Genomic DNA, 25,269 nt, shown 5'->3' with positions numbered 1-25,269 from the left:
GGCTTCACACTATAAAACAGGCCCATAGAACACGCCGACAAGCGTATATGGACTCGTCGTGCGGAAGGTTTGTACATGCAACACGTATTTATGCGGACATGCTATGTTACTTTCGGTGCATTTTGAACTCCAGGAACAGGTCGTTATAATGCGAGAGCATCTTCTTGCCCAAGTTGCGGTACACCTCTAGCTTCGCTGTCACTTCCGGGCTCGGATAGAACCGCTCGTCACCTGAGATGTCCTTCGGCAGCAGCTCCAGCGCCTTCTTGTTCGGCGTTGCGTAGCCGACATACTCGGCATTCTGCGCGGCATGCTCCGGATCAAGCATGAAGTTGATGAACTTGTGCGCGCCTTCCACGTTCTTCGCCGTCTTCGGAATGACGATATTATCGAACCACAGATTCGAGCCTTCCTCCGGAACCACGTAGGTCAGCTTGTCGTTCTCGTCGATAATCTCCGCCGCATCGCCCGACCAGACGACGCCAACCGCAGCCTCTTCGTTAGCAAGCAGCAGCTTGATCTCGTCACCGACGATTGCTTTGACGTTCGGCGTCAGCTCCTTGAGCTTGTTTTTCGCCTCCTGCAAGTGCTCCTCATTCGTATCATTCAGAGAATAGTGGAGGCTGTTCAGCCCGAAGCCAATGACTTCGCGCGCCCCGTCCACGAGCAGAATTTGATTGCGCAAGCTCTTGTTCCATAGATCATTCCAGCTCTTGAAGTCGATTCCTTTGACCAGCTCCGGATTGTAGACAATACCGACCGTGCCCCAGAAATACGGGATCGAGTATTCGTTATTCGGATCGAAGGACAGATTCATGTAGCGCGGATCGATGTATTTGAGGTTCGGCAGCTTCGACTTGTCGATCGGCAGCAGCAGGTTCTCTTGTTTCATTTTGTCAATCGCATATTCAGAAGGGACGCTTATATCAAACGTTGTACCGCCCTGCTCGATCTTCGTCATCATCGCTTCGTTGGAATCGAAGGTGGAATAGATGACCTTGAGACCGCTCTCCTTCTCGAATTCCGTAATCAGCTCAGGGTCGATGTAATCGCCCCAATTATAGATGGTCAGCGTATCGGCTCCGGAGTAGCCTTGTGACGAATTAAGCGCAGAAGCGCCGTACATCAGGGCAAAAGCAAGCAGAACGACGAGCACCATCATCCGCATCAGCTGGTTCATTTGTTCACCAGCCCCCATTCCTTGCCGCTGCCATTACGCCCGGATACTTGTCCGCGGGTGCGCCGGTTGATGAAGTAATACCCGACAACGAGCAGCATGGTGAAGACGAAGATCAGCGTAGATAGCGCATTGATAGACAATGCGACACCTTGTCTAGCTCTGGAATAGATCTCAACGGACAGCGTCGTGAATCCGTTGCCTGTCACGAAGAACGTAACGGCGAAGTCATCCAGCGAGTACGTAAGCGCCATGAAGAATCCAGCGAAGATCCCCGATTTGATGAAGGGAAGCATGACCTTCGTGAGCACATTCCATTCTGTCGCCCCAAGATCGCGCGCCGCATCCAGCAGCGTCGGACTCATTTCCTCCAGCCTCGGGAGCACCATAATGACGACGATCGGCACGCTGAACGCAATATGCGAGATCAGCACTGAAGCGAAGCCGAGCTTGATGCCAATCATCGTGAACAGAATGAGGAACGATGCCCCGATAATAACGTCCGGGCTGACGATCAGCACGTTGTTCAAGGACAGCAGCGTGTTCTGATTCGAACGCTTGCGGACATGATGAATTGCTATAGCTCCGATTACGCCGAGTATCGTGGAGATCACTGACGCGAACAACGCAATGACGAGCGTATTCAGAAGGATAATGAGCAGCCTTGTATCTGCGAACACTTCTTTGTACCATTCAAGCGTAAAACCTTCAAAGCCGTGCATGCTGCCGCCGCTGTTGAACGAGTAATAGGACAAGTAGAGAATCGGCGCGTACAGAATCACAAAGACGAGCCAGAGATAAAGATTTGACCATTTTATAGAGCGTTTCATCGTCTGCCGTTACCTCCTTCCTCTCGCGCGATTGCCGGTCAGAATCATAATGATCGCCATCGCAATAATGAGGAACACCGCAATTGTCGCGCCCATGCCCCAGTCCTGCGTCACGAGAAAATGCTGCTCGATCGCCGTACCGAGCGTAATCACCCGGTTGCCCGCAATGAGCCGCGTAATCATGAAGAGCGACAGCGCCGGAATGAACACCGCTTGGCAGCCGGATTTCACGCCATTAATCGTCAGCGGGAAGATGACGCGGCGGAACGACGTCCATGGCGAAGCGCCAAGATCGCGTGCAGCGTCGATGAGCGATGGGTTCAGTTCCTCAAGCGCGTTAAAGATCGGCAGAATCATGAACGGGATGAAGATATAGACCGATACGAAAATAAAGCTGAAATCTGTGAACAGAATCTGCTGCCTGCCGATGCCGATGGTTTCCAGAATGGCATTCGCTGCTCCGTACGTGCCGAATAGGCCGATAAATGCGTAGGTTTTCAGCAGTAGGTTGATCCAGCTCGGCAGAATAATGAGCAGCAGCCAGAGCTGCTTATGCTTCGTCTTGGTCAGCAAATACGCCGCAGGATAACTGACGAGCAGCGAGAACGCCGTAATGAGGAAGGCGTACCAGAACGAGCTGAATGTCATCTTCATATAGACCGGCGTGAAGAAATGCCCGTAGTTGGCGAAGGTGAACTTGCCATCAACATCGAACAGCGAGTCGTAGACGATGAGAATGATCGGCGCTGCCACGAATAGCAGCATCCACAGCAAGTAGGGAATCAGATAGAAATTTCGGGCGCGCGGAGCGACAGTTTGAGTAGGATATGTATCGGCCGTCCTCATGAGTACGACTCCAGCCTTTTGTCGAATTCCTCTTCCGATTCATTGAATCGCATAACGTGAATCGCCTCCGGGTCAAAGGTCAGCCCGATTGTTTCCCCAACCACCGCTTTGCGCGTTGAGTGAACGAGCCACTTGTTGCCCGTTTCGTCCGTGCATTGAATCTCGAAGTGAACGCCGCGGAACAGCTGCGTCTCTACGCGCACCTGCATTTTACCGTCCTCCGGCCGCGTAATCTCCAGATCCTCCGGGCGAATAACGATGTCGATCGGCTCGTTTGGCTGGAGGCCTTTGTCCACGCACTCGAAGGTTTTGCCTGCGAATTCGACGACGTAGTCCGCCTTCATCCGTCCGTCTACGATGTTCGATTCCCCGATAAAATCAGCCACGAACCGGTTGATCGGCTCATCATAGATATCCATCGGCGTACCGCTCTGCTGGATGCGGCCTTCGCTGAGGACGAAGATTTCGTCCGACATGGCGAGCGCCTCTTCCTGGTCATGCGTGACAAAGATAAACGTAATGCCAAGGCGCCGCTGCAGCTCTCGCAGCTCCACTTGCATCTCTGTACGCAGCTTCAGATCGAGCGCAGATAGCGGCTCGTCCAGCAAAATAATTTCCGGCCGATTCACGATCGCCCGCGCAATCGCAACCCGCTGCCGCTGACCACCGGACATCTCGGTGATCTCACGGTTCTCGTAGCCGCTCAGGTTAACGAAACGAAGCGCCTCCTGCACCTTCTCTTGGATCTCCGACTGCTTCATTTTCTTAATGCGCAGGCCGAACGCAATGTTCTCGAACACGTTCAGATGCGGGAACAGCGCGTAATCCTGGAACACCGTATTCACCTGGCGTTTGTTCGCCGGAATATGGTTAATCATTTGCCCGTTAAAATAAATGCTGCCCTTCGTCGGGGCCGTGAACCCGGCAATGAGACGCAGAATCGTCGTTTTGCCACAGCCGGACGGTCCCAGCAGCGTATAAAATTTGCCTCGCTCGATTTCGAAGCTGACGTCCTTCAGTACGGCGGGATCGTTCTCGTACTGCTTGGTCACGCCATCGAAGCGAATAATCGCCTCTGCCTTGTGTGTGTTCATATTCATGCTTTTGACGCACACCCCTTTCGGATAAAGATGAACAATGTCGATTTTTATTCGTATATTCCTTTGGATAGTATAACCAAACATAGCTGGCACATGAAGTATTTTTTGAGTGTGCGTGAATGTGTTTACATAAAAAAAAAACGGTCCGGAATCGCGATCCCGGACAGTCGTAGTTGCGGTAGATGTCGCTAGCTACGCGCCAGCATTGTTTTGTACAACTTAATGACGCTAGAGTGCATCCCCTCGTGGAATAGATTCATGCTGCAAAATTGCTCCGGCGACTCGATGGTGAGTCCCGTCGATGTCGTGTACGGCTGCGGAAGTGTCTCGTGAAGACGATGCGCAATCGCCGCTTCGACCCGCTCCAGCTGACCGGCAAGCAACTGCTCCAGCTCCGCAAGTGTCGGGATGACCGCGTCACTAGGCCAATTCAGCGGGGTGGTCTTGAACTCGAACAATTCCTTGAACCCCGCAGGCAGCTGCTGAGGCAAGTTCAAGTATTGGAAAATGTACCGTTCCAGCACGACATACACATGCCCGAGATTCCAGCGAATCGTATTGCGGAAGCCCTCCGGCACGCGGTCCGCCATCTCTTCCGTCACTCCGTCCATCAGCTTCAGCGTCTGACTCCGCACGAACTTTAATTGCGTGAATAGATAATGCTCCATCGTCTCCACTCCTCATGATTTGGTATGATTCTTCTCAACCATACAATGTTGAGAGAGGTTTTTCCCTCTCTCGGACCGCCAAATGGACAGTTTCGGGACTCGAGAGAGGGTTTTTCCTCTCTCTGTAGCCCAAATGCAGTGAATCGCTATGCTTACTTCTGTCGAGAGAGGCTTTTCCCGCTCTCGGACCACCAAATGGCTAGTTTCGGGACGCGAGAGAGGGTTTTTCCTCTCTCTGCAACCGGTTGTGCTATCGTGTTGCCCACCAGACCAGCTACTTTCGCACATTCCACCGGATTTCCACCTATGTAGTCCACCAGACCAGCTTCTTTCGCACACTCCGCCGGATTTCCACCAATGAGGTCCACCAGACCAGCTTCTTTCGCACAATTCACCGGATTTCCACCAATGTAGTCCACTAGACCAGCTTCTTTCGCACACTATATACTTCTTGGATGCTGAGAGAGCATATTCGCTCTCTCAGTACTCCATATACGCCTTTTCTACCGCTGAGAGAGCGTATCTGCTCTCTCGGTACCCGAAACCGGCAAATTGACCGCGATTTTGATGCTGAGAGAGCGTATTTGCTCTCTCAGCTATCCCCGCATGCCTTTTTCGCCTCTGAGAGAGCATATTTGCTCTCTCGGCAATCAGGGGCAGCCTTTTTCCATGAATGGACTGCACTCTCCGTCTCCGACTATCGCTCTCTCAGCGCTCCAACCTCTGAATACTCCCCAAATACGCGGTCACGCGGCGGTCCAGGTCGTGCGGATATTCGTAGCCGAGCTTCGCCCCGAGACCTGCGGCGAGCTTCCCGAACAAGGCAGTCATCGCGAACAGCGCACGCCAGTTGTCATCCAAGCTCGCGCCTGCATACGTCCGTTCGAGCTCCGCATACGTCTCCTCGTCCAAGTACCGCTTGAACCAACGGCCCTTCTTGCCTGGGTTGATGGCCCAGTCGTGACGCTCCCCGATATGCCACTCGATGACAGGCATAACGTAATTGAAGCGAATGATACTCTCGAACATGTACTTGGCGTAGTATAGCTCATCCCGCCATAAGCTCTTCGCCACATACGTAATGTCCCACCAGAACTCCTTCACCGCCATGTTATACTCCTCGCGGGAAGGCTTCTCGATCAGATAGCCGGTATGGCGCGGAGGCTTCAGCCCCTTCGTCAATTCATCCTTATCCATCAGCACGCTATAGCCGATATCCAGCTCCTCGGGCAGCAGCGGCAGCTCAATCTTCTCTTCCAGCTTCTTCACCACATAAACTTGAAAATCAATTCGAACTCCGTCATCGAACAGCACGAGCCGCGTAATGGACTGCTCATGATTCTCGCGGTACTCGGTCATTACCGTACCGAACTGCTTGATCCACGCGTCGCTCTCGCGGAACGGCGTCGTGTCTGTCACGACAAGCTCGATATCGTAATCCGACAGCTCATCGACCGGTGCGTTCGGATTGACACGGGAGCTGGTCATAATGACCGCCCGGATTAAGCTGTGCCGCTCTGTCCACGCAAGCAGCTGGCGCAATAGTTCTTCTTGTCCTCGCATCTCTAAATTCCGCCCCTTATCATTTCATCGCATTCGTAATGCCGAACGGCACATGCACCGAAGGAAAGCTCCGCGCAATCCCCTCAATATGCCCAACTTGATCATCGAAGAAGATATGCGGCTTAAAAATATTCAGCACTCTGCTCTTATCAATTCCGCCGAGGAAGAATGCTTCATCGACGCGGATATCAAGCTGCCGTAGCGTCGTAATGACTCGCTCATGAGCAGGGGCATTACGCGCAGTCGCAATAGCAACACGTATGCCCGGCTTCTTCGCACCCTTGCTCTCCTCACCGAGCCGCTTCTGCAGCTTGGCGATTTCGGTGAAGAAGCGGATAAGCGGTCCGCCCGGCAGCGGCTCATCCGCCTTGCTGCGCTCATGATCGTGAAAGGCGCGAAGCGCGCCATCCAGCTGAAACACCGACTCCGCCGAGTCGTCGGCAATAATGCCGTCGAAGTCGAATGCGATTCGCAGCTCCTCATCCTCATCATCGTCGATATAATCCGTCGGATAGATGCAGCCAGCCGGATAGCCATGCTGGACCGCTTCCTTCACATCATCCGAATTGCCGGATAGAAACAGTGAAGCGTTGAACGCCTCCAAATATTGAAACGGATTGCTGCCTGCCACAAACACCGCACGGCTAATCGGCAGCCTGTAATGCTCAATCGACTTGAATACGCGAAGGCCTGTATCCGGGTCGTTACGGGACAGCAACACGACTTCCACCGGTTGATCGCGAGAGTCGCCATTCACCCGCAGTAAGCGTTTGATCAGCGGGAATGCAACACCTGGACGTAGAATGTTATTCTCGTTCTCTCGCTGAAAGCTGCGATACTCGTCCTCCCCTTTTTCCTGAAACACAAGGTCTGACTCCGTTAGATTGAACAGCGCGCTGGACGCGACGGCAATGACGAATTTATTCTCTATCGGGTATGGCATACGGCTCGCTGCTCCTCTTCGCTTAATCTCGTTAACCTTCTACTGTGGCAAGTTCTTGCCCTTTATCATTAATCCCGCGAAATACAAAACTCCCCACATTCGCAATCGGCAGCCGCTGATAGACCACCGCATAGCCGTTCTCCACGTCAAGCTCCAAGTCTTTCACCATTTGTACAGGACCGCTATTGCCAATAACAACTTTATGAATGCTCGGATCCTCCACTTTGGCCGCAAGCATCACGTCGTACTCTTTATCATTAACCAGATGCGCACTCCAAGTAATGTCCATCGCTTCCTCATCCGAACGGTGTGACAAGGCTGATGCTGTTCTCACTTGATAGAGAAAGCCCCATTTTTTATAGATCAGATTGGCGGTATGCCGATCTCCCACTGCTGTAATGGCGATCGTGTAAGCACCGAAGCTCTTCTTATAGATAGGTGCCCCCTCTTCGTAAGGGAACGAATGACGCAGAGCCCCAGCCTCACTGAGCGTGTAACCGGACATGAGGAATAGATAATAAACACTAAGCACTAGAGCTACAGCAAGCAGTAGAGCCCACCTTAGTCGCTTCGATTTAAAAACCGCCATACGCCCACCTCCTTTAGCAGAAATTGGCTGTTCTCATCATCTTCCCATCATAAGGCAAGCCAAATGTCAGGCACAACTCCTTCCGAATAATAAAAATGGGCAAAGCAGCACCGATTGTGCATTTCTTTGACGACAATTGACAATAATCGACATAAAACTACCATTCAGACAAGCTTTTCCTGAAAAATATAGTCATAAAGTACGAAGTCGCTATTGCTATGCAGGCGCTTGCAAGAAGCATCTCTTACCCTACTCTCATAAACTAGTATCAACTACACTCTTAGAGAGGAGTCGTGTGCATGAATGCAAGCAAGGGGTCCTGAACATATAAGGATCATCGATGTCTCCCACCATCAAGACATGATTGATTGGGTGAAGGTTAGTGCAGACGGAGTAGCCGGAGCTTTCATGAAGGCGACGGATGGACGGCTCGGCGTCGATTCCAATTTCAGCCGCAATGCGACCGGTGCGCATGCAGTCGGTCTCCCTATCGGGTTCTATCATTATGCGCATCCGGAAGTGAATAACGCGATTGCGGAAGCGAAGCATTTTGTCGAGACGATACACGGGTATGAGTCGCAGTTTCCCCATGTGCTCGATGTAGAAGGCGACGCCGGCAAAATCAAATCCGCCGAGCTGACCAAATGGTGCGTAACTTGGCTTACAGAGGTACAGCGATTAACCAGTCATGCGGTGATGATCTACACTTCGGCCAGCTTTGCACGGACCAGTCTCGGCAAAGACTTAGGACGATGGCCGCTTTGGATTGCCCATTACGGCGTCCTTACCCCCATGGGCAACAACACATGGAGCACGTGGGCAATCTTCCAATATACGTCGAGCGGGCGAATTAACGGAATAAAGAGTCATGTGGATCTTAATGCGATGGAGAAATCATTTTTTGATAAATACACCTTCAGAACGGCATCGGCAGCAACACAAGCAGAAGGGCCGCAGCCGGCTAGCCCGTTCGATATCGTTAAAGTTATGGTGGCTGACAAGCTGGCAGCATTCGGACGGCTGATCGACAATCAAACCTATGTGCCGCTTCGCCAGCTCGGCGACGCGCTTCAAGTGCCTGTCAGGTGGGAGGCTGCGGCTGCAACGCCGTACGTAGATGGACATCCGATTACCAACTTCAAGCTGGTCGGCGGCAAAACGTATATCAGCGTGAGAGCGGCGGTCGAAGCGCTCGGCGGCAAAGTATCATGGGACAAGGATATGCAGCAAATGCATGTCCATCACTAATGGTCGGTATGGGCGAATAGAGGAGCAATGGGCGCGATGTGCTCATACAGTGGTTAGTACAATATCCGTCTTACGGAAAAGGAGCTGAGTGTGATGCAAGCTAGGAGCGCAAGCAATGTGAAAGTCATCGACGTCTCGCATCATAATGGCGTAATTGACTGGAAGAAGGTTAAAGCGGACGGGGTAATGGGCGTCTTCATCAAAGCTAGCGAAGGAACGACGTTTGTTGATAATAAATTCAAAGCGAATGTAAGCGGCGCTTCGGCGGAAGGCATTAAAGTCGGGTTCTATCATTATGTGCATCCGGAGTCGAATACCGCCAAGGCGGAAGCCGCGCATTTTGCCAGCGTGATACAAGGTGTGCAATCGGACTTCCCGCATGTACTCGATGTGGAAGGCGATGCGGGGCAAGTATCGGTAAGCAAGCTGACGCAATGGTGCGTGGATTGGCTGCAGGAAGTGGAACGGCTGACGAAGCACCCTGTCATGTTGTACACCGGAGCATACTTTGCCAGAGATAATTTGACGCAACCGCTCGGTCAGTGGCCGTTGTGGATCGCCCATTACGGCGTTACGACGCCGCTTGCTAATAACACGTGGAGCGAATGGTCGGTGTTTCAATTCTCCGAGAACGAGCGCGTGAACGGCATCGGCGGCGATGTGGATATGAATGCGATGGAAGAAGCGTTCTGGAACAAGTATGCGAATCCGAATATTCCACAGCCGCTCAGCCCGGAGGATGACATCAAAGTCGTCGTCAACGATCAACTGGCCGCGTTCGGGCGGCTCATTGACGGCAGCACATTCGCGCCGCTTCGCCAGCTTGGCGACTCGATTGGCATACCGGTGTGGTGGGATTCCGCCACGTCGACGCCTTACTTCGACGGCAAGCCGGTGACGAACTATAAGATGATCGAGGGCCGCACCTACATCGGCGTACGGTCGGCAGGCGAAATGCTAGGTGCTACGACGATTAAGTGGGATAGCGTGAATAGGAAGGTTTATATTTACTATTGAGGAATGAACAAGAGCAGCCCCCGCCATCTGCTGGCGGGGGCTGCTCTTGTTCATCGCTCGGGTAGCTCAGTCTGCGATATGCAGCACAATGCGACCGCGGCCATGGCCCGTCTGGCTGCGATCCTGCGCTTGCGCCGCCTCGGCCAGCGGGAACACTGCGCCAACTGCTGCTTTCAAGTGTCCCTCGGCAATCAGCGCTGCGATCTGGCCTAGCGCCTCTGCTGCTGGCAGCTTATTCGAGAAGACGGCCTTCACGCCGTGTTCTTGCGCCTTCTCGGGAGATGGCTGGCCGACTAGCGAGATCATTCGCCCGCCTGGCTTCAGTACGGCGAATGACCGAGTCTGCGTCTCACCGCCAACGGTATCAAGCACCAAGTCTACGCCGAGCGAGCCTTGACCGGCGATGTCCTCGAAGCGCTCATTCGTATAATCCACCACGTGATCCGCGCCAATCGAAGAGACGAAAGAAACATTGTCCGTGCCGCACGTTCCGATCACTTCCGCCCCTCTCCACTTCGCCAGCTGCACGGCGTACATGCCTACGCCTCCAGCCGCGCCATGAATGAGGACGCGCTGCCCCGACTGAAGCTCGCCGCCGTCGAATAAAGCCGACCACGCCGTAAGCGCACCTCCTGAGATTGTCGCTGCATCCTCGAAGCTGAGCGTGTCTGGCTTTACAGCCAGGTAATCCTCAGCTGCCGCTACATATTCGGCATAAGTTCCGCTATTCGCGCTTCGGCCGAATACGGCTTCGCCAACATTAAACTTCGTTACACCAGGACCGACGGCCGCTACCACGCCGGCAAGCGATGAGCCCGGCGTATACGGGAATGTTACGGGTCTGAACTGCTTGAACATCCCCTGCCTCACCTTCCACTCAATTGGCAGAACGGCTGCCGCATGGACACGGACTAGCACCTCCCCTGCAGCAGGCTGCGGGCGTTCTATCTCTTCCAGCTTCAGCTCCTCTGAGCCGCCGTAATGATGTACACGAATGGCTTTCATCATCGTTGTCATCGTGCTTGTACCCCCTCTTCAATTCTCTTGTTACCTCAGTGTACGCCTCTAAATACATCATGTATAATACATATTTACTTATGAATTAATAATATCAACATTATGAATAGAGAGGTGCCAGAGGATGGAGCTGCTGCAGCTGAAATATTTTCAAAAGGTCGCCAAGCTTGAGCATATGACAAAGGCAGCTCAGGAGCTGCACGTTGCACAGCCGGCACTTAGCCAGAGTATCGCAAGGTTGGAGGAGAATCTAGGCGTGCCGCTCTTCCATCGGCAGGGCCGGCAAATCCGGCTGAACAGCTACGGAGAAGCGTTTCTTGCCAAAGTCGATGTAGCGCTGCATGCGCTTGAGGAAGGACGCCGCGAAATCGCGGATATGAACGGCACTGAGCGCGGACGCATTCATATCGCGACGACGACGTTGGCACGGTTCTCCGAGATGGTCCGCGCCTATCTCGCGGATTATCCCGATACGAATTTGCACATCACGCAGGTGTCTCCCGAAGAGATCATCCCGCTCATTGAAGCAGGCGACATCGATTTCTGCTACACAACACCGCCGATTGACCGCCCTGGCATACGCGGCATTCCGCTGCTGCATGAGGAGATCTTCATCGCCGTTCCTCCGGGCCACAGGCTTGCGGAACAAGCGAGCCTCACGATTGAAGATCTCCGGAATGAGCCGTTCGTCAGCATGAAGGAAGGCTCGCGCATCCGCTCCATGATGGACCAGTTCTGCAGCCGCCACGCGCTTGCGCCGCGAATTGTCTGCGAAGTGGACGATCCTGCCGCGATGCGAAGCTTCGTCAGCGCTGGCCTTGGCATCGCCTTCTTGTCCGCATGCAAGAAGACGGATGCGAAGCCGCTTGTCCTGCTGCCCATTCAAGAAGCAAGCAGCAAGCGAACAATCCAGCTCGCATGGCTGGAGAAGCGGTACATGTCGCAGGCTTCCCGCGCATTCCGCGATTACGTGACGGACTATTTTGCAGGGGATTCCAAAAACTAACGATTCTGCATATCTCGAAGGGCTATCGCAAACAATGAACAAGTACACGAATCGTCAAATGCAGGAGGAACGGTACTCACAATGAACGCTCAGCGCGCACAAGAAATCGCCGAATCCGCCGTGATGGTGGATGTCACCTATGACGGCCAATCAATCTATATTCAGCATGTCGATGCCGAGAGTGAGACTGCCCGGATATACCCACTCGACCAGCCCAATCAGGAAATTACCGTATCGCTTCATAGTTTGACTGAGCCGTCACCGTTCAAGTCGGACGGTATTCAAATGGTTTGTGACCAGCGCGATTGAAGCTGGCCGCGCACAAAAAAAGAGACCCGCTGGCAACGGGCCGCGGGTCTTAAGAAAATATATATAATAGGGGGTTGAGTCTTATTATAGAGACCGAAGATTAAAACAAGATGAAAATGCTATTGCAGTTACGTTACAATTGCGTGTCAGAATGACACCTTTCACGTAAAGTTAAGTCAGCTTCGGCAGCATTCCTCCGCCAAGCAGATCACCCGGCTCGAAGCCGAGCCCATCTGTTACAACGTGGCCCGCTCCGCTGAACCTCGTGCCATCCTCCAAGAAGATGATCGCAAGCGCCCGGCGCGGCTTGTCGGTCATATTCGCATGCGCGAAATGGAACGTCATGCCGTCATGGAAGGTGCAGCTGCCAGCTTTCATCCGGCAAATAACCGCCGTGTTGCGGTCCACATCCTGCGCGCCTTCCTGCTGAAAAATATCATCGGGCTCAACGAGACTAACGCCTTTCAAATTGCGGATCTTCTGCGATTTCGGCACGAACATCATACAGCCGTTATTCTCATCGACATCATCAAGCGCGACCCAGATCGAGAATGCAACCATCGGCTTGTCGCCTTCGACCGGCCAATACGGACGGTCTTGATGCCAAGGTGTTGGTTTGGAATCGCCTGGCATCTTCAGCAGCGCATGATCGTGGAACAGCCGAATGCCCTCGAACCCGGTCAGCTGCTTGCCCATGTCCGCGAAGCGTTCGCCTAGCACGAACCGCGCCATGCCGCCGTGATCACGCCATGTGTTCACTCGCTGGTTCAACACTTTGAAATACGCGTTACCCTTGTCAGACGTCTGAACACCTCGTCCACCCTGCGCGTTCATCGTCTCGTCCACATGCTGGCGAAGCTCCTCCAGCTCCTCCGGCGACAGCACGTTATCAATTTGAACAAAGCCATTATCGCGATAAAATCTTACCTTATCTTCGCTAAGCTGAATCTTCGAGCTAATCATATTTGATACTCCCCTTCACGCAATAGGATATACCTCTACTGTACATCTGAAAGCGTTATCCTTCTTGGAGGATATGGGGAAAAACTAAGACGATCTGCCAAACAGAGCGCCTATTTCATTCCGATGCTGTCATAGTGGCCACAGATAGAAAGGCTGTTCCAAAGGTCACGAATACCTTTGGAACAGCCTTTACTTCTTCTTATTTGGCTGCGTTCGCCTTTTCGACAAACGCATTCGTGTATGCCTTGGAGATATCTTGGGATTTCTTAATGACGCCGAGATCGAGCAGGTCTTTGTTCATTTCATCCCAGCGCTCGCTTGTCATCGTGCCTACGCCTTTCGTTTCGGCGTCTCCTCCGTAAACTAGCGGCTGGAGCGCTTTCGCGCTGTAAGCGAACTGATCGAGCGACTCATTCGGGTTTTCTTTCAAAATCGCGGGATTGATTTCATCCGAATGATCCTTGTAGTAATTCCAGCCTTTGATCGTCGCGTCAACGAATGCCTGGACTTCATCCGGATGCTCCTTCAGGAACGACTCGGTCGTAATCATAATGTTGGCGTATGGGGAATAGCCATAATCCGCAATCAGCAGGCTGCTAACTTTTACACCTTTTTGGCTCAGGACATACGGCTCGGCTGTAATATAGCTCTGCACCACCGATTTGTCGTCCCCCATGAAGGACGCGAGCTCATAGTTGTATTTCATTTCAGTCGTCTTGCTCAGGTCGAATTTCTTCTTCAAGAATTGCCAATAACTCACGCCGCTGCTGACGAACACCTTCCGCCCGTTCAAATCTTCGATGCCCTTGATGCTTTGCCCTTCATGGTACGTAAGCGACTGCGGGCTCTTCTGGAACGTGCCGAGTATCGCCACAACCGGAAGGCCTTGATCCCGGGCAACCAACACCTCGTCGCTCGAACTCATGGCAAACTGGGCTTTGCCGGAGAGAAGCAGCTGTGTACCCGATACGTTGACGCCTGGAGTAATCGTCATATCGAAGCCGGCATCCTTATAGAAGCCTTTCACCAAAGCGGTGTAGTTGCCGCCGTGCTCCGCCTGTGCGTACCAGTTCGTAATTTGGGTAATTGGAATAAGCGCTTTGCCGGAGGACTCGGTTGTGGAGGAAGATGTATCATTCGATGTACCATTCGATGCATCACTCGACGTATCGGTTGATGTATTGGTGGATGCAGGGGCCGTTGTTTCCTGCGCGTTATTCGAGCTGTTGCCAGAGTTAGACGAACAAGCCGAAACAAGCAGCGTTAACATCAGAACGATTACAATCGGAATGAGGCTTTTTGGGAATTTCACAGTATGATTTCTTTGTTTATCCATCGTTTTTCCCTCCACTTTTCTCTTTAAGTTCGCTTGCTTTTCATTTCATGACCCAAACCCTATGCAAGCTCCTTGTCAATCTCCAAACGACTTTCCTGTACCATCACGCTGACCCATCGGCCTTGGACAGCCACCCAGCGGGACGAAGATCCCTCAACGAGCAGCTGTTCGGCGTTTGCGGCGTCCATAACGGCAAGATCGGCAAGGCAGCCTTCCCGAATGCCGTACGCCGTCAGACCCATCAGGCTGGCAGGCGTTACTGTGATCATCCGAAGCAATGCGTCCGGATCGGAGTCGGAGCCCATATGAGCGGCGTATCCGGTCAACAGCGCGATCTGCGCCAAATCCCCTTTCCCAAAAGGATGAAACGGATCGCGGATGTTATCCGATGCCGCCGCCGTCGCAACGCCCATCTCCAGCAGCTCCTTGACTCTCGTCACCCCCCTTCGTATCGGCCCGTCATCAGCTCTGCCTTGCAAGTAAAGGTTCGCGGCAGGAAGCGTCACCGCCCCAAGCTTCGCGCGGGCCATTTCTTCCATAATCGGATACGCCTCTCGGCTCGGCATGCTGGAGAGCGAGCAGAGATGTCCTGCCGTTACACGCCCTTCGTACCCATGCGCTCTTGTCATTCGGGCGATCGGAATGACCGTGCGGACGTTCGGATCGTCTCTCTCGTCAACGTGCAAATCAATCGGCACATCAAGCCGTACCGCGGTATCGAATAGGTGACGAATGTCTGCTTCCGGATCTGGGTTGATGTGCGGACAGCCGCCAATCCCATCCATCCCAAGCCCAATCAGCTCCTTGGCTAGCTCCGCCGTCGCGTGCGGCGATTGCCCGAATGACAGCATCGGGAACAGCTGCAGCCGAACGAGCCCTTTCAGCGCCTCTTTCGCTTCCAGCGCGGCTTCCACGGTTCGGAACATCACTTCTCTGCCAAGCGCAACGTGCATATCCAAGTGCGTCCGCATATGCACCGTGCCATGCCGCAATCCCATCTGCGCCGTCCGGATGATGCGCTCGCGAATATCCGCCTTGGAGAAGCGAGACGCATGCTCCCCGTAGTTCGCGATAGCTTCCATAAGCGTGCCTGATGCGTTGCCCACCTGCGGAAGCGATAACGCTTTGTCCAAATGCATGTGCATGTCGGCGAAGCCCGGCACCGCGATCCGCCCCTCGAGATCCAGAATCGTGGCAGCCGCACCGTCAGCGCCGATCGCATCTTTCGCAACGATCGGTACCGCATCGTCGCGGAAGATTCGCTCTGCACCGCCTTCAACCGTTATCCATACGCCATCCCCCGCAATCAATTCGTACCAGCGGTCATCTCCGGACAGCGGCAAGCGGGCATTAATGATGTGGATCCTGCCTCCGCGCATCAGTTATCCCTTCCTAGCTCGGATTCGTGCCAAGAGCTCAGCAGCAGCTTGGAAATCCGATTCACGAGCAGGAAGAAGAAGATGCCCATGAGGGAGGCTGACAGTCCGCACGCGAACAGATACGACGTGTTCATCCGCAGCGCTGCTACGGTGATGGCATATCCAAGACCGCCTTTGCTGCCGCCGACGCCTGCCATGTATTCGCCGACAATTGCGCCAATAACGGACAGCGTAGCCGAGATTTTGAGGCCTGCGAGCATATACGGCAATGCGGCGGGAATCCGCAGCTTCCACATCATTTGGAAAGGAGATGCATTATAGAGGAAAAACAGGTTCTTCATGTTATGGTCGGTCGAGTTTAAGCCGATCAGCGTGTTCGACAGCATCGGGAAGAAGCCGATGAGGAACGTGATGAACACGATAGCGTTGAGGCCGGCTCCGAACCAGATGACGATAATCGGCGCAATCGCAATGATCGGAATCGTCTGCAACACGATTGCATAGGGATAAACGCTCTTTTCCACCCATTTGGAGCTTGCCAGCAGAACAGCCCCCAAGACGCCAAGCACGAAGCTCATAACGAAACCGATCAGCGTTTCATAAGCGGTTGTCCACAGCGAATCGAGAAGGCTCGAGCCATTCTCCACGGCGGATCTCACAACATCCGTCGGTTTGGGTACAAGGAAGATTGGAACATCAAACAACCGGCAAACCCACTCCCAGCCTCCCACGAAAATGACGAAGGCCGCGAGCGACGGCAAATATCCAGCCGTTTTCCTCATCCATTCACGCCGAATCGGCGCTTTACTCGATGATGAATAATCTCTGGTGACGAGCGGCATGTCAGTGATGGTTTTTTCCATGCTTGAACCTCCTTCTTGGTAATCCGCCGGTTAGACCGGGTCGGCGACGAGCTTGCCTGGATTCAGCAGGCCAAGCGGATCGTTGATTCGCTTCCGTTCGACCATGCCGCGAAACGTCGCGCTTCGAGGGCTGACAGCCCAGGTATGCGGATCGGAAACCGACACCCCGATCGATTCGAAATAATCGACGATTTCGTAGAGCCGCTCCTCGGTCGAATACCGAATGACCGGCAGTGCGACCGGGATGATATGACCTCCCGCCATCATCCACTCCATATGAATCAACACTTCGCCCGCAAATTTGCCCTTAATCAAGGCAAGCTGCTCCATGAAGCCCGATGCCGATAAGCCTGACTGCAGGTACGTATAAGTCGGATCCGCGCGCAGCGACCATAGCGTCGTGTGGTTCCACGTAAAGTCGGACAAGCTGACGCCTTTGCGATATTGCGAAGGCTCTTTAACGTATCCCATTCTGCCTCCAGCTTGCTTCGCATGTGCGTGTAACTCTTCGAGATAACCCTCTTCCGCCTCCAGCAATACCGCTGCGGAGCCTTTCTCCAGCTTTTTTGCCAGTGGCGTAAAGTAGCTCGGCAACGGCCATTCGCTAAGGCTTACCATTCGTTTCGGAATGGAAGCATCATGCGCAACCGCGTTGCCGAAGACCGCAGCGTCCTCCAGACTGTCGAACTGAAAGATCGATTCTTGCCATGATCTTGCAGGCGCGAGAGGAATGACAACCTCGGTTACGATGCCCGTCGTTCCATAGCTGTGGATGTAATGCTGCACATCCGGCCCCGTCACGACTATCCGCTTCGGCGACTGCTCCATCGTATAAATCGACGCTTCGAGAACGTTGCCATCCCAGAGATTGCCCCAAGTGATCGAACCGATGCCCCCGGAGCCACCGCTGATAAATCCTCCGATCGTCGCGACCATCAGCGTACTCGGGTAGATGCGGAGCTCCTGCCCGGATTCGCGTACCGCCTTTTCCAGCAAACCGAGCTTCACGCCGCATTGGCAGCGGGCATAGCCGTCACCGATTTCGATGATTGCGTTAAGTCCGCTGACGTCAAGCAGAATGCCTCCTTCCAGCGGAACAGCTTGCCCGTAGTTCCCCGTACCGGCACCGCGAGGCGTAATCGGAATCCGATGGGTGTAAGCGTACGCGAGCGTCTTCGCTACATCCTCCTCGTTCACTGCCTTTACGACACCATCGGCGACCTTCCCTTTCAGCTTCCCATCCAGCACCGGGGAGTACCAATAATAGTCCTTCGACAGCTTCTCGACCACAGTGGAATCAAGTACAAGCTTGCTCTCTCCCAGCAGCTCGGCAGCGCCGCTCTCCCATCCTTTACCCACGCTCTCCACCTGCCTTCTAATGTTTTAACGAACTGGATACCTCGCGCACCAGCTCGCCGAAACGAGCCGTCGTGCGGAATTCAACGTCCCGAGGGAAGGAAACGTCGATCGGAATGATGTCCGACACTTTGCCCGGACGAGGCGTCATGACGACGACCCGCGTCGAAAGAAATACCGCTTCGAACACGTTATGCGTAACGAAGAGCACTGTCATGGCCTTCTCTTTCTCCCAAATCGCCAGCAATTCGTCCTGAAGCGTCTGCCTCGTAATTTCATCCAATGCGCCGAACGGCTCATCCATCAGCAGCAGCTTCGGCTTAGACACGAGTGCCCGCGCGATCGAGACGCGCATCTTCATGCCGCCGGACAGCATGCGAGGAAGTGCCTTCGTGTAGTCCTTCAGCCCAACGAGCTCCAGCACCCGCTCCGCCTCTTCCCTGGCCGACTTCTTTGAATCGCCCCGCAGCTTAAGCGGGAGCATCACATTCTCAATAACGGACGACCACGGCAGCAGCGTGTGCTCCTGGAATACGAAAGCCGTACCGTTGTTTTTACGGGCATCCTTCGGCGACTTGCCGAGAATTTCAAGCTGTCCCGAGGTCGGCTCGCTCAGCCCGGTTATGAGCTTAAAGATCGTCGATTTGCCGCAACCGGAAGGGCCGACGAAAGAGACGAACTCCCCCTTGGTCAAATTCAGATTGACTTCCTGCAGCGCGACCGTTCCGTTTGGGTAAACTTTGGATAATCCTTGCATACGTACGATCGATTCTTGACTCAGGTCCATCCCGGTATCGGCGACCCTGCTATCCAGCATCTCCATTCAAAAACGCCTCCCGCCATATGAAGTGAATGTCTTATTTCTTCAGACTGCTCATTTCGAAGCTCGCCAGCTCGAGCAGTGCGCTTGCCATTGCCAAGCCGCCTCGCTGCAGCAGCAACTCTCCGTACTCCACGTCTGCCAACTTTGCGTTGCCCGCAATGCCGGATTCGGAAAGATCGCTCATGAGCCAAGCGAAAGCTTTCGAGCGGAATTGCAGCTGTGCAGAGGAAGGCAGATTCGGAATTTCGTCGGGAGCTTCTTTCATATTCACCCAATGCTTTCTCGCCGCTAGCACGAGCGAAGTTTCAACCTCTCCGCCGTGAATATCCAGCGTCGGCTCCCGGTATTGCAGCGCCTCAGGATCAGCCGTCGCATTCACATGCAATTGATATACAATTAGACCGGTTTCCTTCCGTATGTCGCGCCCCATCAAGTTCAGCAGGTCGACGTTGCCGCCGTGCGTATTATAGAAGACTAATTTGCGGAAGCCGCTAAGCTGCAGGCTCTTGGCGATGTCCATCAGCACGGCCATCAAAGTCGAGGCGGACAGCGAGATGGTACCTGGATGTCCGAGATGCTCCGTGCTCTTGCCGTAAGGCAGAGGAGGCAGCAGCCACACCGGCGCATCGTCCGGAAGCGCTTCGAAGCCGTAGGTTAAGAAGCTTTCATTGATCAGCGTATCGGTATAGGTCGGCAGATGAGGTCCATGCTGTTCGACGGCGCCGATCGGCAGGACGACGATTGCGTCCTCCTTATCGAGCTCCGCGACCTGCTTGCGGCTAAGCCGAGGCAGGAAGTGGGTGTCCCACGCCTTTCCTGAATTGCGAGTTAACATGGCAGAGCCCCCCTTTATTCGGCTGCTACAGGATTGGACAGAGGCAGGAAGCCTTCAATCCGGCCCTGCGCTTCGTCGCCTGCGCGAATGACGACAGGTCCCGGCGTACCTGTCAAGATGATGTCCCCGGGCAGAAGTGTCATGACCCGGGAGTGAAACGCGACGATCCACCATGGGCGAAAACGCATCTGCGAGACGGTATTGCGATGCACCTCTTCCCCGTTCAGTACAGTTGAGATCTCAAGGCTGTGCACATCCTCCGTCTCATCAGCCGTAAGCAATTGCGGACCGATACTCAGGAACGTATCGAAGCTCTTGGCTCTCGTGAGATAACGGGGATTCGCCTCGTGAATGTCCGCCGCGGTCATGTCGAGCGCTGTCGTCAGTCCCGCCACGTAATCTGGCGCCTCTGCCTCGCTTACGTTTCGGCATTCCTTGCCGATAATGATAGCGAGCTCCGCTTCGGCGGTGACGCGTTCCGATTGCATCGGCAAGCGTATTGGCTGCCCCGGTCCGATCAGCGTCGTATCCGGCTTCATGAAGCTGACCGGATCCTCGCCCGGCTCCGGAGGAGCCGGCAGCTCTCCGGCTGGGCGATAGTTCATGCCAATGCCCCAAATTTTGCGGGGATTCCGGTAAAGAAGCCCGAACGAGACCTCCCTGTCCGGCAAAGCCTCCACTTCCAGCAGCAGCCTTGCCTCCCCTTCTTCCTTATACCAGTTGGAGAGAGCTTCCCACCTGCCGCCGATGATGAGTTCACCGACTTGCAGCGGCCAATCCGTATCCAACGCTTCATTAATACGGGAGATCTTTATCCATCCATGAGGCGCTTGAATAGCCGCCTCCTCGTTCTCTTCACTACACAGCGTGGCCAATATCACTCGGAACACCTCTTTTCTCTGCTAGCCGCGCGACCCAATTCAGCAGTTCTCGGTCGAAGCCCGCCGGCGCAATAAATGATAGTCCGATCGGAAGGCCGGATGCATTCTTACCTGGAATCGTCAGCTGAGGAAGCCCCGCCAATCCGGCTATCGCTGTTAGCTGCAGCAGCCGGTAGCGGTAGCGTTCCAGCGCTTCGGCTTCTTCTCCGATTCGCGGCGCTGCGCCCGGCGCCGTCGGCACAACCAGAAGCGCATCGTCTCCGAGCAGCTCCGCAAGCCGTGCGCGCCGCTTCTCTCGATGCCTGCGCATCGGCGCATCCTCCTCTGGTCGAAGCTGCCTAGTCCATTCCATGCGTCCCGCAATATCCGGCGCGAAGACCGGATGCACGTCTTCGATCCACGCGCCGTGTACTCTTCGAATTTCTAGCCCTTGCAGCACGCGAAAGTTAATCATCCATTCCGCCAATCCTTCGGGCGCGACGCGCTCTGAGATTCTCTGCCCGAATTCGGCCTCCAGAGAGGCTATCTGCGCCGCCCATGCGTCCACCGTCTCTTGCTCGGCTAACTCCCAAGCATCCTGCGCAACGATTAGTCTCCGGAAGGGACTAGCTGAAGCTTTAGCAGCATCCTTGCCAGATGCGTCGGATGCGTTGGATGCGTCGGATGCGTTGGATGCGTCGGATGCGTCGCCCTCCGCTTCACCAGGGAGCAGCGCGTCGCCAACCGCTCGCAGCGTCTCTGCATCTCGGGCGAACCAACCGACGGTATCGAAGCTCGGAGCGAGCGGAATAACCCCCTCCAAGGAAACCGCGTCATGTGTCGGCCGGAACCCGTATAGGCCGCAATAGGATGCCGGTACTCTTACGGAGCCTCCCGTATCCGTCCCGATGGCGAAGCGAACATAACCGCCTGCGACTGCAACAGCCGAGCCGCTGGACGAACCCCCGGGAATTCGGCCCGGAGCAGCCGGATTAAGAGGCGTGCCATAATGGACGTTCTCCCCATTCAAGCTGTACATCAGCTCATCGGTGTGCGTCACACCTGTCAATGTCGCGCCGGATGCGAGCAGACGGTCAATCGCTGCGGCGTGGCGTTCCGCGCTCGAATGCGTTCGCAGCCAGTCCGGGTTACCCGCGGCATTCGCATGTCCTCGGACTTGGAACACATCCTTGACGGCAAAGGTCATGCCGTCCAGAGGCCCGTCTCCCGATGGCTGGACTTCTATCGTGTCGTCGATGAAAGCGCGATGCGCATCAGTCATGCTCATTCCCCCTTCTTCTTCGGAGTGCGCCGGCAGCAGCCGCTTCGCACCATTCCGAACAGCTCTTTCAATCTAGCGGACTGCCGACAGCACCTTCAGATCCTCGTCGTCGAGAGAAACGAGCGGACCCGATTTGATCAATGCGGAGAACTTCTCATCCGGAATCATGGTCGTTAGTACATACAAGCGGGATTCTCCCGTATTACGGACCTGATGCACTTCTCCTGGACTAACGATGAAGTATGCGCCTTGGCTGATTGGAATGCTGGTGTCCCCTACCGTTGCGACCCCTTCGCCATGAAGCACATAGAAATACTCAAAGGCTTCGGCATGTTCGTTCGGCGGCGTCTGACCGCCCACGTCGAAGATTTCCACTACGGAGACGAACGGAACCTCGGTACCGTCGCACAAGAGCACGAATTTGTTGCTGTCGTTTGGAGAAATTTTGTAAACTGGCCGTTTATCGAAGCTGCCTGCGATCATTGGAAAAGTTATCATTAGCTGGATCTTCCCTTCATATTGAGGATGGAATCGAGGTATCGACTGCTCGCATGAGGGCTTCCGAATTCGTCAGAAAGCCGTAGCATTGCTTGACGTTGTAATAGGTTGCTTCGATGCAGTAGCTAGGCGAGTTCGTGGCGCAAAGGTCTTTCAAGAGCAGCGCGTCATAACCTGAGTTGACGGCGTCCTGCAGCGTAGCCATGACGCATTGATCGAGATTAACACCCGCGAACAGAATCGTATCCGTCCGCAGATTGCGCAGGATGCTGTCGAGCGGTGTGTCCCAGAAGCCGCTCATCCGGTATTTATCCACCCGGATGTCGCCGGGTCCAACCTCCAGTTCTTCTAGAATCTCCGACCCCCAGCTCCCTTTCTCCAGCACCTTGGAGCCATTGCCCGGCAGCTGCTCGCCTATGCCGATGCCGTCTCCCGTGCCGTTGTAGACATGCAAGACGGAAGGGCTAAGGTTCAACCGATCCGGCCGGTTGCCCCAGTTCAGCCAGATGACAGGAACACCCTCCCGCCGCATTCGCGCCAGGAAAATGTTCTGTCTCTCCACCGGCTCGCGAAGCGGAGTATAATCCGCTCCGATATAATCAAGCCAGCCTCCCGGCGAACAGAAATCGTTCTGCATATCGACGACAATGACGGCCGTTCGGCTCATGTCGATTGTGACGGACTGGGGCTCAGCTTCAATCTCTGCGATTTGTGCTGGCTGCGGAGTTCTCCGAAGGTCGGCCGAATGAGCCGATACCTTCCAATCGTTGCGCCCGCTTCCGATTCGAATCATGCTTACTCTCCTCCTTCGCAATCCGCAAGAGGCAGTTGTAGCCAAGAGCCTCCCGCCATGCCGTATCCAATCGCGACCGTCGCCATTTGCAGGTTATCCGCCTCGGCTTCGTGCACCATTTCCGGTGAGCAGCCGTTCGGATGAAGGGCAAACAGCGGATACGCGCTGCCCGTGAGCTCCAACCGGATCGCCTCCCCTTCGGCAAGCTCGAACGCTAGCGGGCGAAGCTTGACGATTGCTTCGCACCATTCATCACTCTCGCCAGCCTCCTCGCTGATTTCCGTCCGTCCCACGGTCAAAAACTCGGCAGAACCGTCTGGCCTTAGAAGGCTAAGGATCGCGACAAGATCGGTTGGCCCTCCAATCAACTGATATCGCACATCCACAACCACTTGTCCGAATATTCGGATTTTTCTACTTGCAGGTCGTGAGGTATAGACCAAGATTTCATGCCGATCTTGCTGCGTTCTGCGGTCAATGGGCTGATAATTCTCCACAGACATCGGCATCCGGGCATCATAGACGAATGCGTCGCATCCAGCAGGAGCATTGCCCCAACTATCAGCCTTCGACTCTACCGCCTCTTCTAGCCGACCGCTTCCGAGAGCACCGTTCGCGGGCTTCTCGCCGCCCTTCAGCTCGAACAGCAGCTTCCCCGCACCGTCCGTGAACGGAGAAAGTGCAGAAGTCGATCGCCAGACCGCGCTTCCTCTTTCGAAATAAGTCACTTCGGCGTCTGCCGGGAAAAGAGACCCGACTTGCCGCTCCGCGGAATCCATTAACCAGTGGCGGAACCAAGCAACCTGCTGTTCATGAATCCCTCCGTCCGCCTCAGATCCGTGATCGCGTCCGCCGGCATATCGGCCCCACGGGATATGGTCCCAAGGTCCAATCGTTAGCTTGAGCGCCTTGTCCTCGCCATGCTTCCTTTCGCGGAGCGCCTCATAATCAAGCAGCGTCCCCATTAGGAATACGTCATACCAGCCGCCGATCAGAAAGGTTGGAATCGTAAGATCCTTGCAGGCGTTCATCCAATTCCGGCTTTCCCAATACGCATCGTAAACGTTGTGGCTGTACCATTCCTCATAGAACGGAAAGTAGCTGCTCAGAATCGGATGGCTTCCATCTTGCGGCATTGGATATAGCTCTTCATCCGGCGTCCTTCGGCGAATCCTCGTCGTCTCCGCTTCGATTTTCGCTTTGCCGCCAGCCCTCCGCGCACTGTCCCTTGCGAGTTGAAAGCCCCAAGGCACATGCTCGAATACTGCGAATCTGCCTTGCGGGTAGAACATGCCGTTGTAGAGATCCGCTCCGCACATCCCGGGAGCGATCGCTTTCAGTGAAGGCGGTCTGGCCGACGCCGCAGCCCACTGGGTAAAGCCTTGATAGGAGAAGCCGTACATTCCGACACTGCCATTCGAGCCAGGCAGGCCTGCTGCCCATTCAACCGCGTCGTAGCCGTCATCGACTTCATGGACGAACGGGTCAAAATTCCCTTCCGAATCGCCGCGTCCCCTAACATCCTGAATGACGACAATGAAGCCATGCCTTACGTACCAAACCGGATGGGCTTGCGTGACCGTGGAAGCAAGCGTCCTGCCATAGGGCTGTCTCATTAGGAGCACCGGATAACGACCTTCAGCAACAGGTCGATAAATATCTGCATATAGGGTCGTACCGTCTCTCATTACGCAAGGTCGTTTGCTTTCCTTCACCGCTCCGCCGAATCTAACATCCTTCATCCGGACACCATCCCGCTGCTTGTTGTCATATTAGCCAATAAACCCGATATTTCGATAAAGATAACAAAAATTTGGAACAATATATTTCAATTCGAAATGAATTCCGCAAATTTAATTACCATTTGTCGGTGTTGTTGTTTCTCATTATAGCTCCCTTCAATTCCTTGTCAACCTATTTGTGTTAAGTTTCCTAACATATAATTCGTTTTTTTCAGTGGTTTCGCTT

26 protein-coding genes are annotated in these 25,269 nt (G+C 54.3%); 4 read left to right on the top strand and 22 right to left on the bottom strand.

Annotation, left to right across the window (positions count from 1 at the left end; genetic code table 11):
* Positions 1-106 precede the first annotated feature (106 nt).
* The 9 genes from AC0YNX_RS21500 to AC0YNX_RS21460 form a co-directional block, all read right to left on the bottom strand.
* Positions 107-1,180 carry an ABC transporter substrate-binding protein gene (locus AC0YNX_RS21500; protein ID WP_475817761.1) on the bottom strand — a complete coding sequence of 358 codons (1,074 nt, stop codon included), beginning with the start codon at positions 1,178-1,180 and terminating at the stop codon, positions 107-109.
* Positions 1,177-2,007: an ABC transporter permease gene (locus tag AC0YNX_RS21495; RefSeq protein WP_475817760.1), complete on the bottom strand. Its 831-nt coding sequence runs from the start codon at positions 2,005-2,007 to the stop codon at positions 1,177-1,179. The genes AC0YNX_RS21500 and AC0YNX_RS21495 overlap by 4 nt, the downstream gene beginning before the upstream one ends.
* Positions 2,008-2,016: 9 nt before the next feature.
* Positions 2,017-2,853, bottom strand: a complete 837-nt coding sequence (locus AC0YNX_RS21490; protein ID WP_475817759.1) for an ABC transporter permease — start codon at positions 2,851-2,853, stop codon at positions 2,017-2,019.
* Positions 2,850-3,947 carry an ABC transporter ATP-binding protein gene (locus AC0YNX_RS21485; protein WP_475817976.1) on the bottom strand — a complete coding sequence of 366 codons (1,098 nt, stop codon included), beginning with the start codon at positions 3,945-3,947 and terminating at the stop codon, positions 2,850-2,852. Before AC0YNX_RS21485 ends, AC0YNX_RS21490 begins: the two co-directional genes overlap by 4 nt.
* A gap of 194 nt (positions 3,948-4,141) precedes the next feature.
* Complete coding sequence (locus AC0YNX_RS21480) at positions 4,142-4,621, bottom strand: DinB family protein (protein ID WP_475817758.1); 480 nt, start codon at positions 4,619-4,621, stop codon at positions 4,142-4,144.
* Positions 4,622-4,773: 152 nt separating this feature from the next.
* On the bottom strand, positions 4,774-5,040 hold the full coding sequence (locus AC0YNX_RS21475; RefSeq protein WP_475817757.1) for a hypothetical protein: 267 nt from the start codon (positions 5,038-5,040) through the stop codon (positions 4,774-4,776).
* 289 nt (positions 5,041-5,329) lie between these two features.
* Positions 5,330-6,184 carry an aminoglycoside 6-adenylyltransferase gene (locus AC0YNX_RS21470; protein ID WP_475817756.1) on the bottom strand — a complete coding sequence of 285 codons (855 nt, stop codon included), beginning with the start codon at positions 6,182-6,184 and terminating at the stop codon, positions 5,330-5,332.
* 19 nt (positions 6,185-6,203) lie between these two features.
* Positions 6,204-7,127, bottom strand: a complete 924-nt coding sequence (locus tag AC0YNX_RS21465; protein ID WP_475817755.1) for a 5'-nucleotidase — start codon at positions 7,125-7,127, stop codon at positions 6,204-6,206.
* 31 nt (positions 7,128-7,158) lie between these two features.
* The gene (locus tag AC0YNX_RS21460) at positions 7,159-7,716 is read right to left on the bottom strand and encodes a hypothetical protein (protein WP_475817754.1); all 558 of its coding nucleotides are present in this window, start codon (positions 7,714-7,716) and stop codon (positions 7,159-7,161) included.
* 303 nt (positions 7,717-8,019) lie between these two features.
* Here AC0YNX_RS21460 and AC0YNX_RS21455 point away from each other — a divergent pair, with 303 nt between their 5' ends.
* Positions 8,020-8,964, top strand: coding sequence for a GH25 family lysozyme (locus AC0YNX_RS21455; protein WP_475817753.1), 945 nt, complete (start codon positions 8,020-8,022; stop codon positions 8,962-8,964).
* Positions 8,965-9,057: 93 nt separating this feature from the next.
* Entirely contained in the window at positions 9,058-9,981 is a 924-nt protein-coding gene (locus AC0YNX_RS21450; RefSeq protein WP_475817752.1) for a GH25 family lysozyme, read from the top strand.
* Between the two features lie 66 nt (positions 9,982-10,047).
* Here AC0YNX_RS21450 and AC0YNX_RS21445 read toward each other — a convergent pair whose 3' ends face one another.
* A complete protein-coding gene (locus AC0YNX_RS21445) occupies positions 10,048-10,998 on the bottom strand; it encodes an NADP-dependent oxidoreductase (protein ID WP_475817751.1) in 951 nt (316 codons plus the stop codon).
* Between the two features lie 124 nt (positions 10,999-11,122).
* On the opposite strand from AC0YNX_RS21445, the gene AC0YNX_RS21440 reads away from it, so the two are divergent.
* The gene (locus tag AC0YNX_RS21440; protein ID WP_475817750.1) at positions 11,123-12,004 is read left to right on the top strand and encodes a LysR family transcriptional regulator; all 882 of its coding nucleotides are present in this window, start codon (positions 11,123-11,125) and stop codon (positions 12,002-12,004) included.
* Positions 12,005-12,085: 81 nt separating this feature from the next.
* Positions 12,086-12,313 (top strand): small acid-soluble spore protein H, encoded by a 228-nt coding sequence (locus tag AC0YNX_RS21435; protein ID WP_475817749.1) that lies wholly within the window; start codon positions 12,086-12,088, stop codon positions 12,311-12,313.
* A 171-nt stretch (positions 12,314-12,484) separates the two neighbouring features.
* On the opposite strand, the gene AC0YNX_RS21430 is transcribed toward AC0YNX_RS21435, so the two are convergent.
* The 12 genes from AC0YNX_RS21430 to AC0YNX_RS21375 all read right to left on the bottom strand — a co-directional run bounded on the left by AC0YNX_RS21430 (position 12,485) and on the right by AC0YNX_RS21375 (position 25,043).
* A complete protein-coding gene (locus tag AC0YNX_RS21430) occupies positions 12,485-13,276 on the bottom strand; it encodes a phytanoyl-CoA dioxygenase family protein (protein ID WP_475817748.1) in 792 nt (263 codons plus the stop codon).
* A gap of 199 nt (positions 13,277-13,475) precedes the next feature.
* On the bottom strand, positions 13,476-14,612 hold the full coding sequence (locus AC0YNX_RS21425) for an ABC transporter substrate-binding protein (RefSeq protein WP_475817747.1): 1,137 nt from the start codon (positions 14,610-14,612) through the stop codon (positions 13,476-13,478).
* A gap of 59 nt (positions 14,613-14,671) precedes the next feature.
* Positions 14,672-15,991, bottom strand: a complete 1,320-nt coding sequence (locus AC0YNX_RS21420; RefSeq protein WP_475817746.1) for an amidohydrolase family protein — start codon at positions 15,989-15,991, stop codon at positions 14,672-14,674.
* Positions 15,991-16,773 carry an ABC transporter permease gene (locus AC0YNX_RS21415; protein WP_475817975.1) on the bottom strand — a complete coding sequence of 261 codons (783 nt, stop codon included), beginning with the start codon at positions 16,771-16,773 and terminating at the stop codon, positions 15,991-15,993. The genes AC0YNX_RS21420 and AC0YNX_RS21415 overlap by 1 nt, the downstream gene beginning before the upstream one ends.
* A 111-nt stretch (positions 16,774-16,884) precedes the next feature.
* A complete protein-coding gene (locus AC0YNX_RS21410) occupies positions 16,885-18,213 on the bottom strand; it encodes an FAD-binding oxidoreductase (protein WP_475817745.1) in 1,329 nt (442 codons plus the stop codon).
* Between the two features lie 16 nt (positions 18,214-18,229).
* The gene (locus AC0YNX_RS21405) at positions 18,230-19,033 is read right to left on the bottom strand and encodes an ABC transporter ATP-binding protein (protein WP_475817744.1); all 804 of its coding nucleotides are present in this window, start codon (positions 19,031-19,033) and stop codon (positions 18,230-18,232) included.
* 34 nt (positions 19,034-19,067) lie between these two features.
* Complete coding sequence (locus AC0YNX_RS21400) at positions 19,068-19,868, bottom strand: creatininase family protein (protein ID WP_475817743.1); 801 nt, start codon at positions 19,866-19,868, stop codon at positions 19,068-19,070.
* A gap of 14 nt (positions 19,869-19,882) precedes the next feature.
* A complete protein-coding gene (locus AC0YNX_RS21395) occupies positions 19,883-20,749 on the bottom strand; it encodes a fumarylacetoacetate hydrolase family protein (RefSeq protein ID WP_475817742.1) in 867 nt (288 codons plus the stop codon).
* Positions 20,727-22,010 (bottom strand): amidase, encoded by a 1,284-nt coding sequence (locus tag AC0YNX_RS21390; protein ID WP_475817741.1) that lies wholly within the window; start codon positions 22,008-22,010, stop codon positions 20,727-20,729. Before AC0YNX_RS21390 ends, AC0YNX_RS21395 begins: the two co-directional genes overlap by 23 nt.
* A gap of 72 nt (positions 22,011-22,082) precedes the next feature.
* Positions 22,083-22,508, bottom strand: coding sequence for a cupin domain-containing protein (locus AC0YNX_RS21385; RefSeq protein ID WP_475817740.1), 426 nt, complete (start codon positions 22,506-22,508; stop codon positions 22,083-22,085).
* A gap of 16 nt (positions 22,509-22,524) precedes the next feature.
* Positions 22,525-23,301: a cysteine hydrolase family protein gene (locus AC0YNX_RS21380; protein WP_475817739.1), complete on the bottom strand. Its 777-nt coding sequence runs from the start codon at positions 23,299-23,301 to the stop codon at positions 22,525-22,527.
* A 2-nt stretch (positions 23,302-23,303) separates the two neighbouring features.
* Positions 23,304-25,043, bottom strand: coding sequence for a CocE/NonD family hydrolase (locus AC0YNX_RS21375; protein ID WP_475817738.1), 1,740 nt, complete (start codon positions 25,041-25,043; stop codon positions 23,304-23,306).
* Positions 25,044-25,269: the final 226 nt, after the last annotated feature.

The organism is Paenibacillus sp. J31R98, assembly GCF_056269245.1.
The sequence above is the reverse complement of the archived record's forward strand: the minus strand, read 5'-3'. Positions and strand labels throughout refer to the sequence as shown.

Bases quoted from the DNA above. Each gene is read 5' to 3' on its own strand.
- AC0YNX_RS21500 (WP_475817761.1), bottom strand. From the start codon at position 1,180: ATGAACCAGCTGATGCGGATGATGGTGCTCGTCGTTCTGCTTGCTTTT.
- AC0YNX_RS21495 (WP_475817760.1), bottom strand. From the start codon at position 2,007: ATGAAACGCTCTATAAAATGGTCAAATCTTTATCTCTGGCTCGTCTTT.
- AC0YNX_RS21490 (WP_475817759.1), bottom strand. From the start codon at position 2,853: ATGAGGACGGCCGATACATATCCTACTCAAACTGTCGCTCCGCGCGCC.
- AC0YNX_RS21485 (WP_475817976.1), bottom strand. From the start codon at position 3,947: ATGAACACACACAAGGCAGAGGCGATTATTCGCTTCGATGGCGTGACC.
- AC0YNX_RS21480 (WP_475817758.1), bottom strand. From the start codon at position 4,621: ATGGAGCATTATCTATTCACGCAATTAAAGTTCGTGCGGAGTCAGACG.
- AC0YNX_RS21470 (WP_475817756.1), bottom strand. From the start codon at position 6,184: ATGCGAGGACAAGAAGAACTATTGCGCCAGCTGCTTGCGTGGACAGAG.
- AC0YNX_RS21465 (WP_475817755.1), bottom strand. From the start codon at position 7,127: ATGCCATACCCGATAGAGAATAAATTCGTCATTGCCGTCGCGTCCAGC.
- AC0YNX_RS21460 (WP_475817754.1), bottom strand. From the start codon at position 7,716: ATGGCGGTTTTTAAATCGAAGCGACTAAGGTGGGCTCTACTGCTTGCT.
- AC0YNX_RS21455 (WP_475817753.1), top strand. From the start codon at position 8,020: ATGCAAGCAAGGGGTCCTGAACATATAAGGATCATCGATGTCTCCCAC.
- AC0YNX_RS21450 (WP_475817752.1), top strand. From the start codon at position 9,058: ATGCAAGCTAGGAGCGCAAGCAATGTGAAAGTCATCGACGTCTCGCAT.
- AC0YNX_RS21445 (WP_475817751.1), bottom strand. From the start codon at position 10,998: ATGACAACGATGATGAAAGCCATTCGTGTACATCATTACGGCGGCTCA.
- AC0YNX_RS21440 (WP_475817750.1), top strand. From the start codon at position 11,123: ATGGAGCTGCTGCAGCTGAAATATTTTCAAAAGGTCGCCAAGCTTGAG.
- AC0YNX_RS21435 (WP_475817749.1), top strand. From the start codon at position 12,086: ATGAACGCTCAGCGCGCACAAGAAATCGCCGAATCCGCCGTGATGGTG.
- AC0YNX_RS21430 (WP_475817748.1), bottom strand. From the start codon at position 13,276: ATGATTAGCTCGAAGATTCAGCTTAGCGAAGATAAGGTAAGATTTTAT.
- AC0YNX_RS21425 (WP_475817747.1), bottom strand. From the start codon at position 14,612: ATGGATAAACAAAGAAATCATACTGTGAAATTCCCAAAAAGCCTCATT.
- AC0YNX_RS21420 (WP_475817746.1), bottom strand. From the start codon at position 15,991: ATGCGCGGAGGCAGGATCCACATCATTAATGCCCGCTTGCCGCTGTCC.
- AC0YNX_RS21415 (WP_475817975.1), bottom strand. From the start codon at position 16,773: ATGAGGAAAACGGCTGGATATTTGCCGTCGCTCGCGGCCTTCGTCATT.
- AC0YNX_RS21405 (WP_475817744.1), bottom strand. From the start codon at position 19,033: ATGGAGATGCTGGATAGCAGGGTCGCCGATACCGGGATGGACCTGAGT.
- AC0YNX_RS21400 (WP_475817743.1), bottom strand. From the start codon at position 19,868: ATGTTAACTCGCAATTCAGGAAAGGCGTGGGACACCCACTTCCTGCCT.
- AC0YNX_RS21390 (WP_475817741.1), bottom strand. From the start codon at position 22,010: ATGACTGATGCGCATCGCGCTTTCATCGACGACACGATAGAAGTCCAG.
- AC0YNX_RS21385 (WP_475817740.1), bottom strand. From the start codon at position 22,508: ATGATAACTTTTCCAATGATCGCAGGCAGCTTCGATAAACGGCCAGTT.
- AC0YNX_RS21380 (WP_475817739.1), bottom strand. From the start codon at position 23,301: ATGATTCGAATCGGAAGCGGGCGCAACGATTGGAAGGTATCGGCTCAT.
- AC0YNX_RS21375 (WP_475817738.1), bottom strand. From the start codon at position 25,043: ATGAAGGATGTTAGATTCGGCGGAGCGGTGAAGGAAAGCAAACGACCT.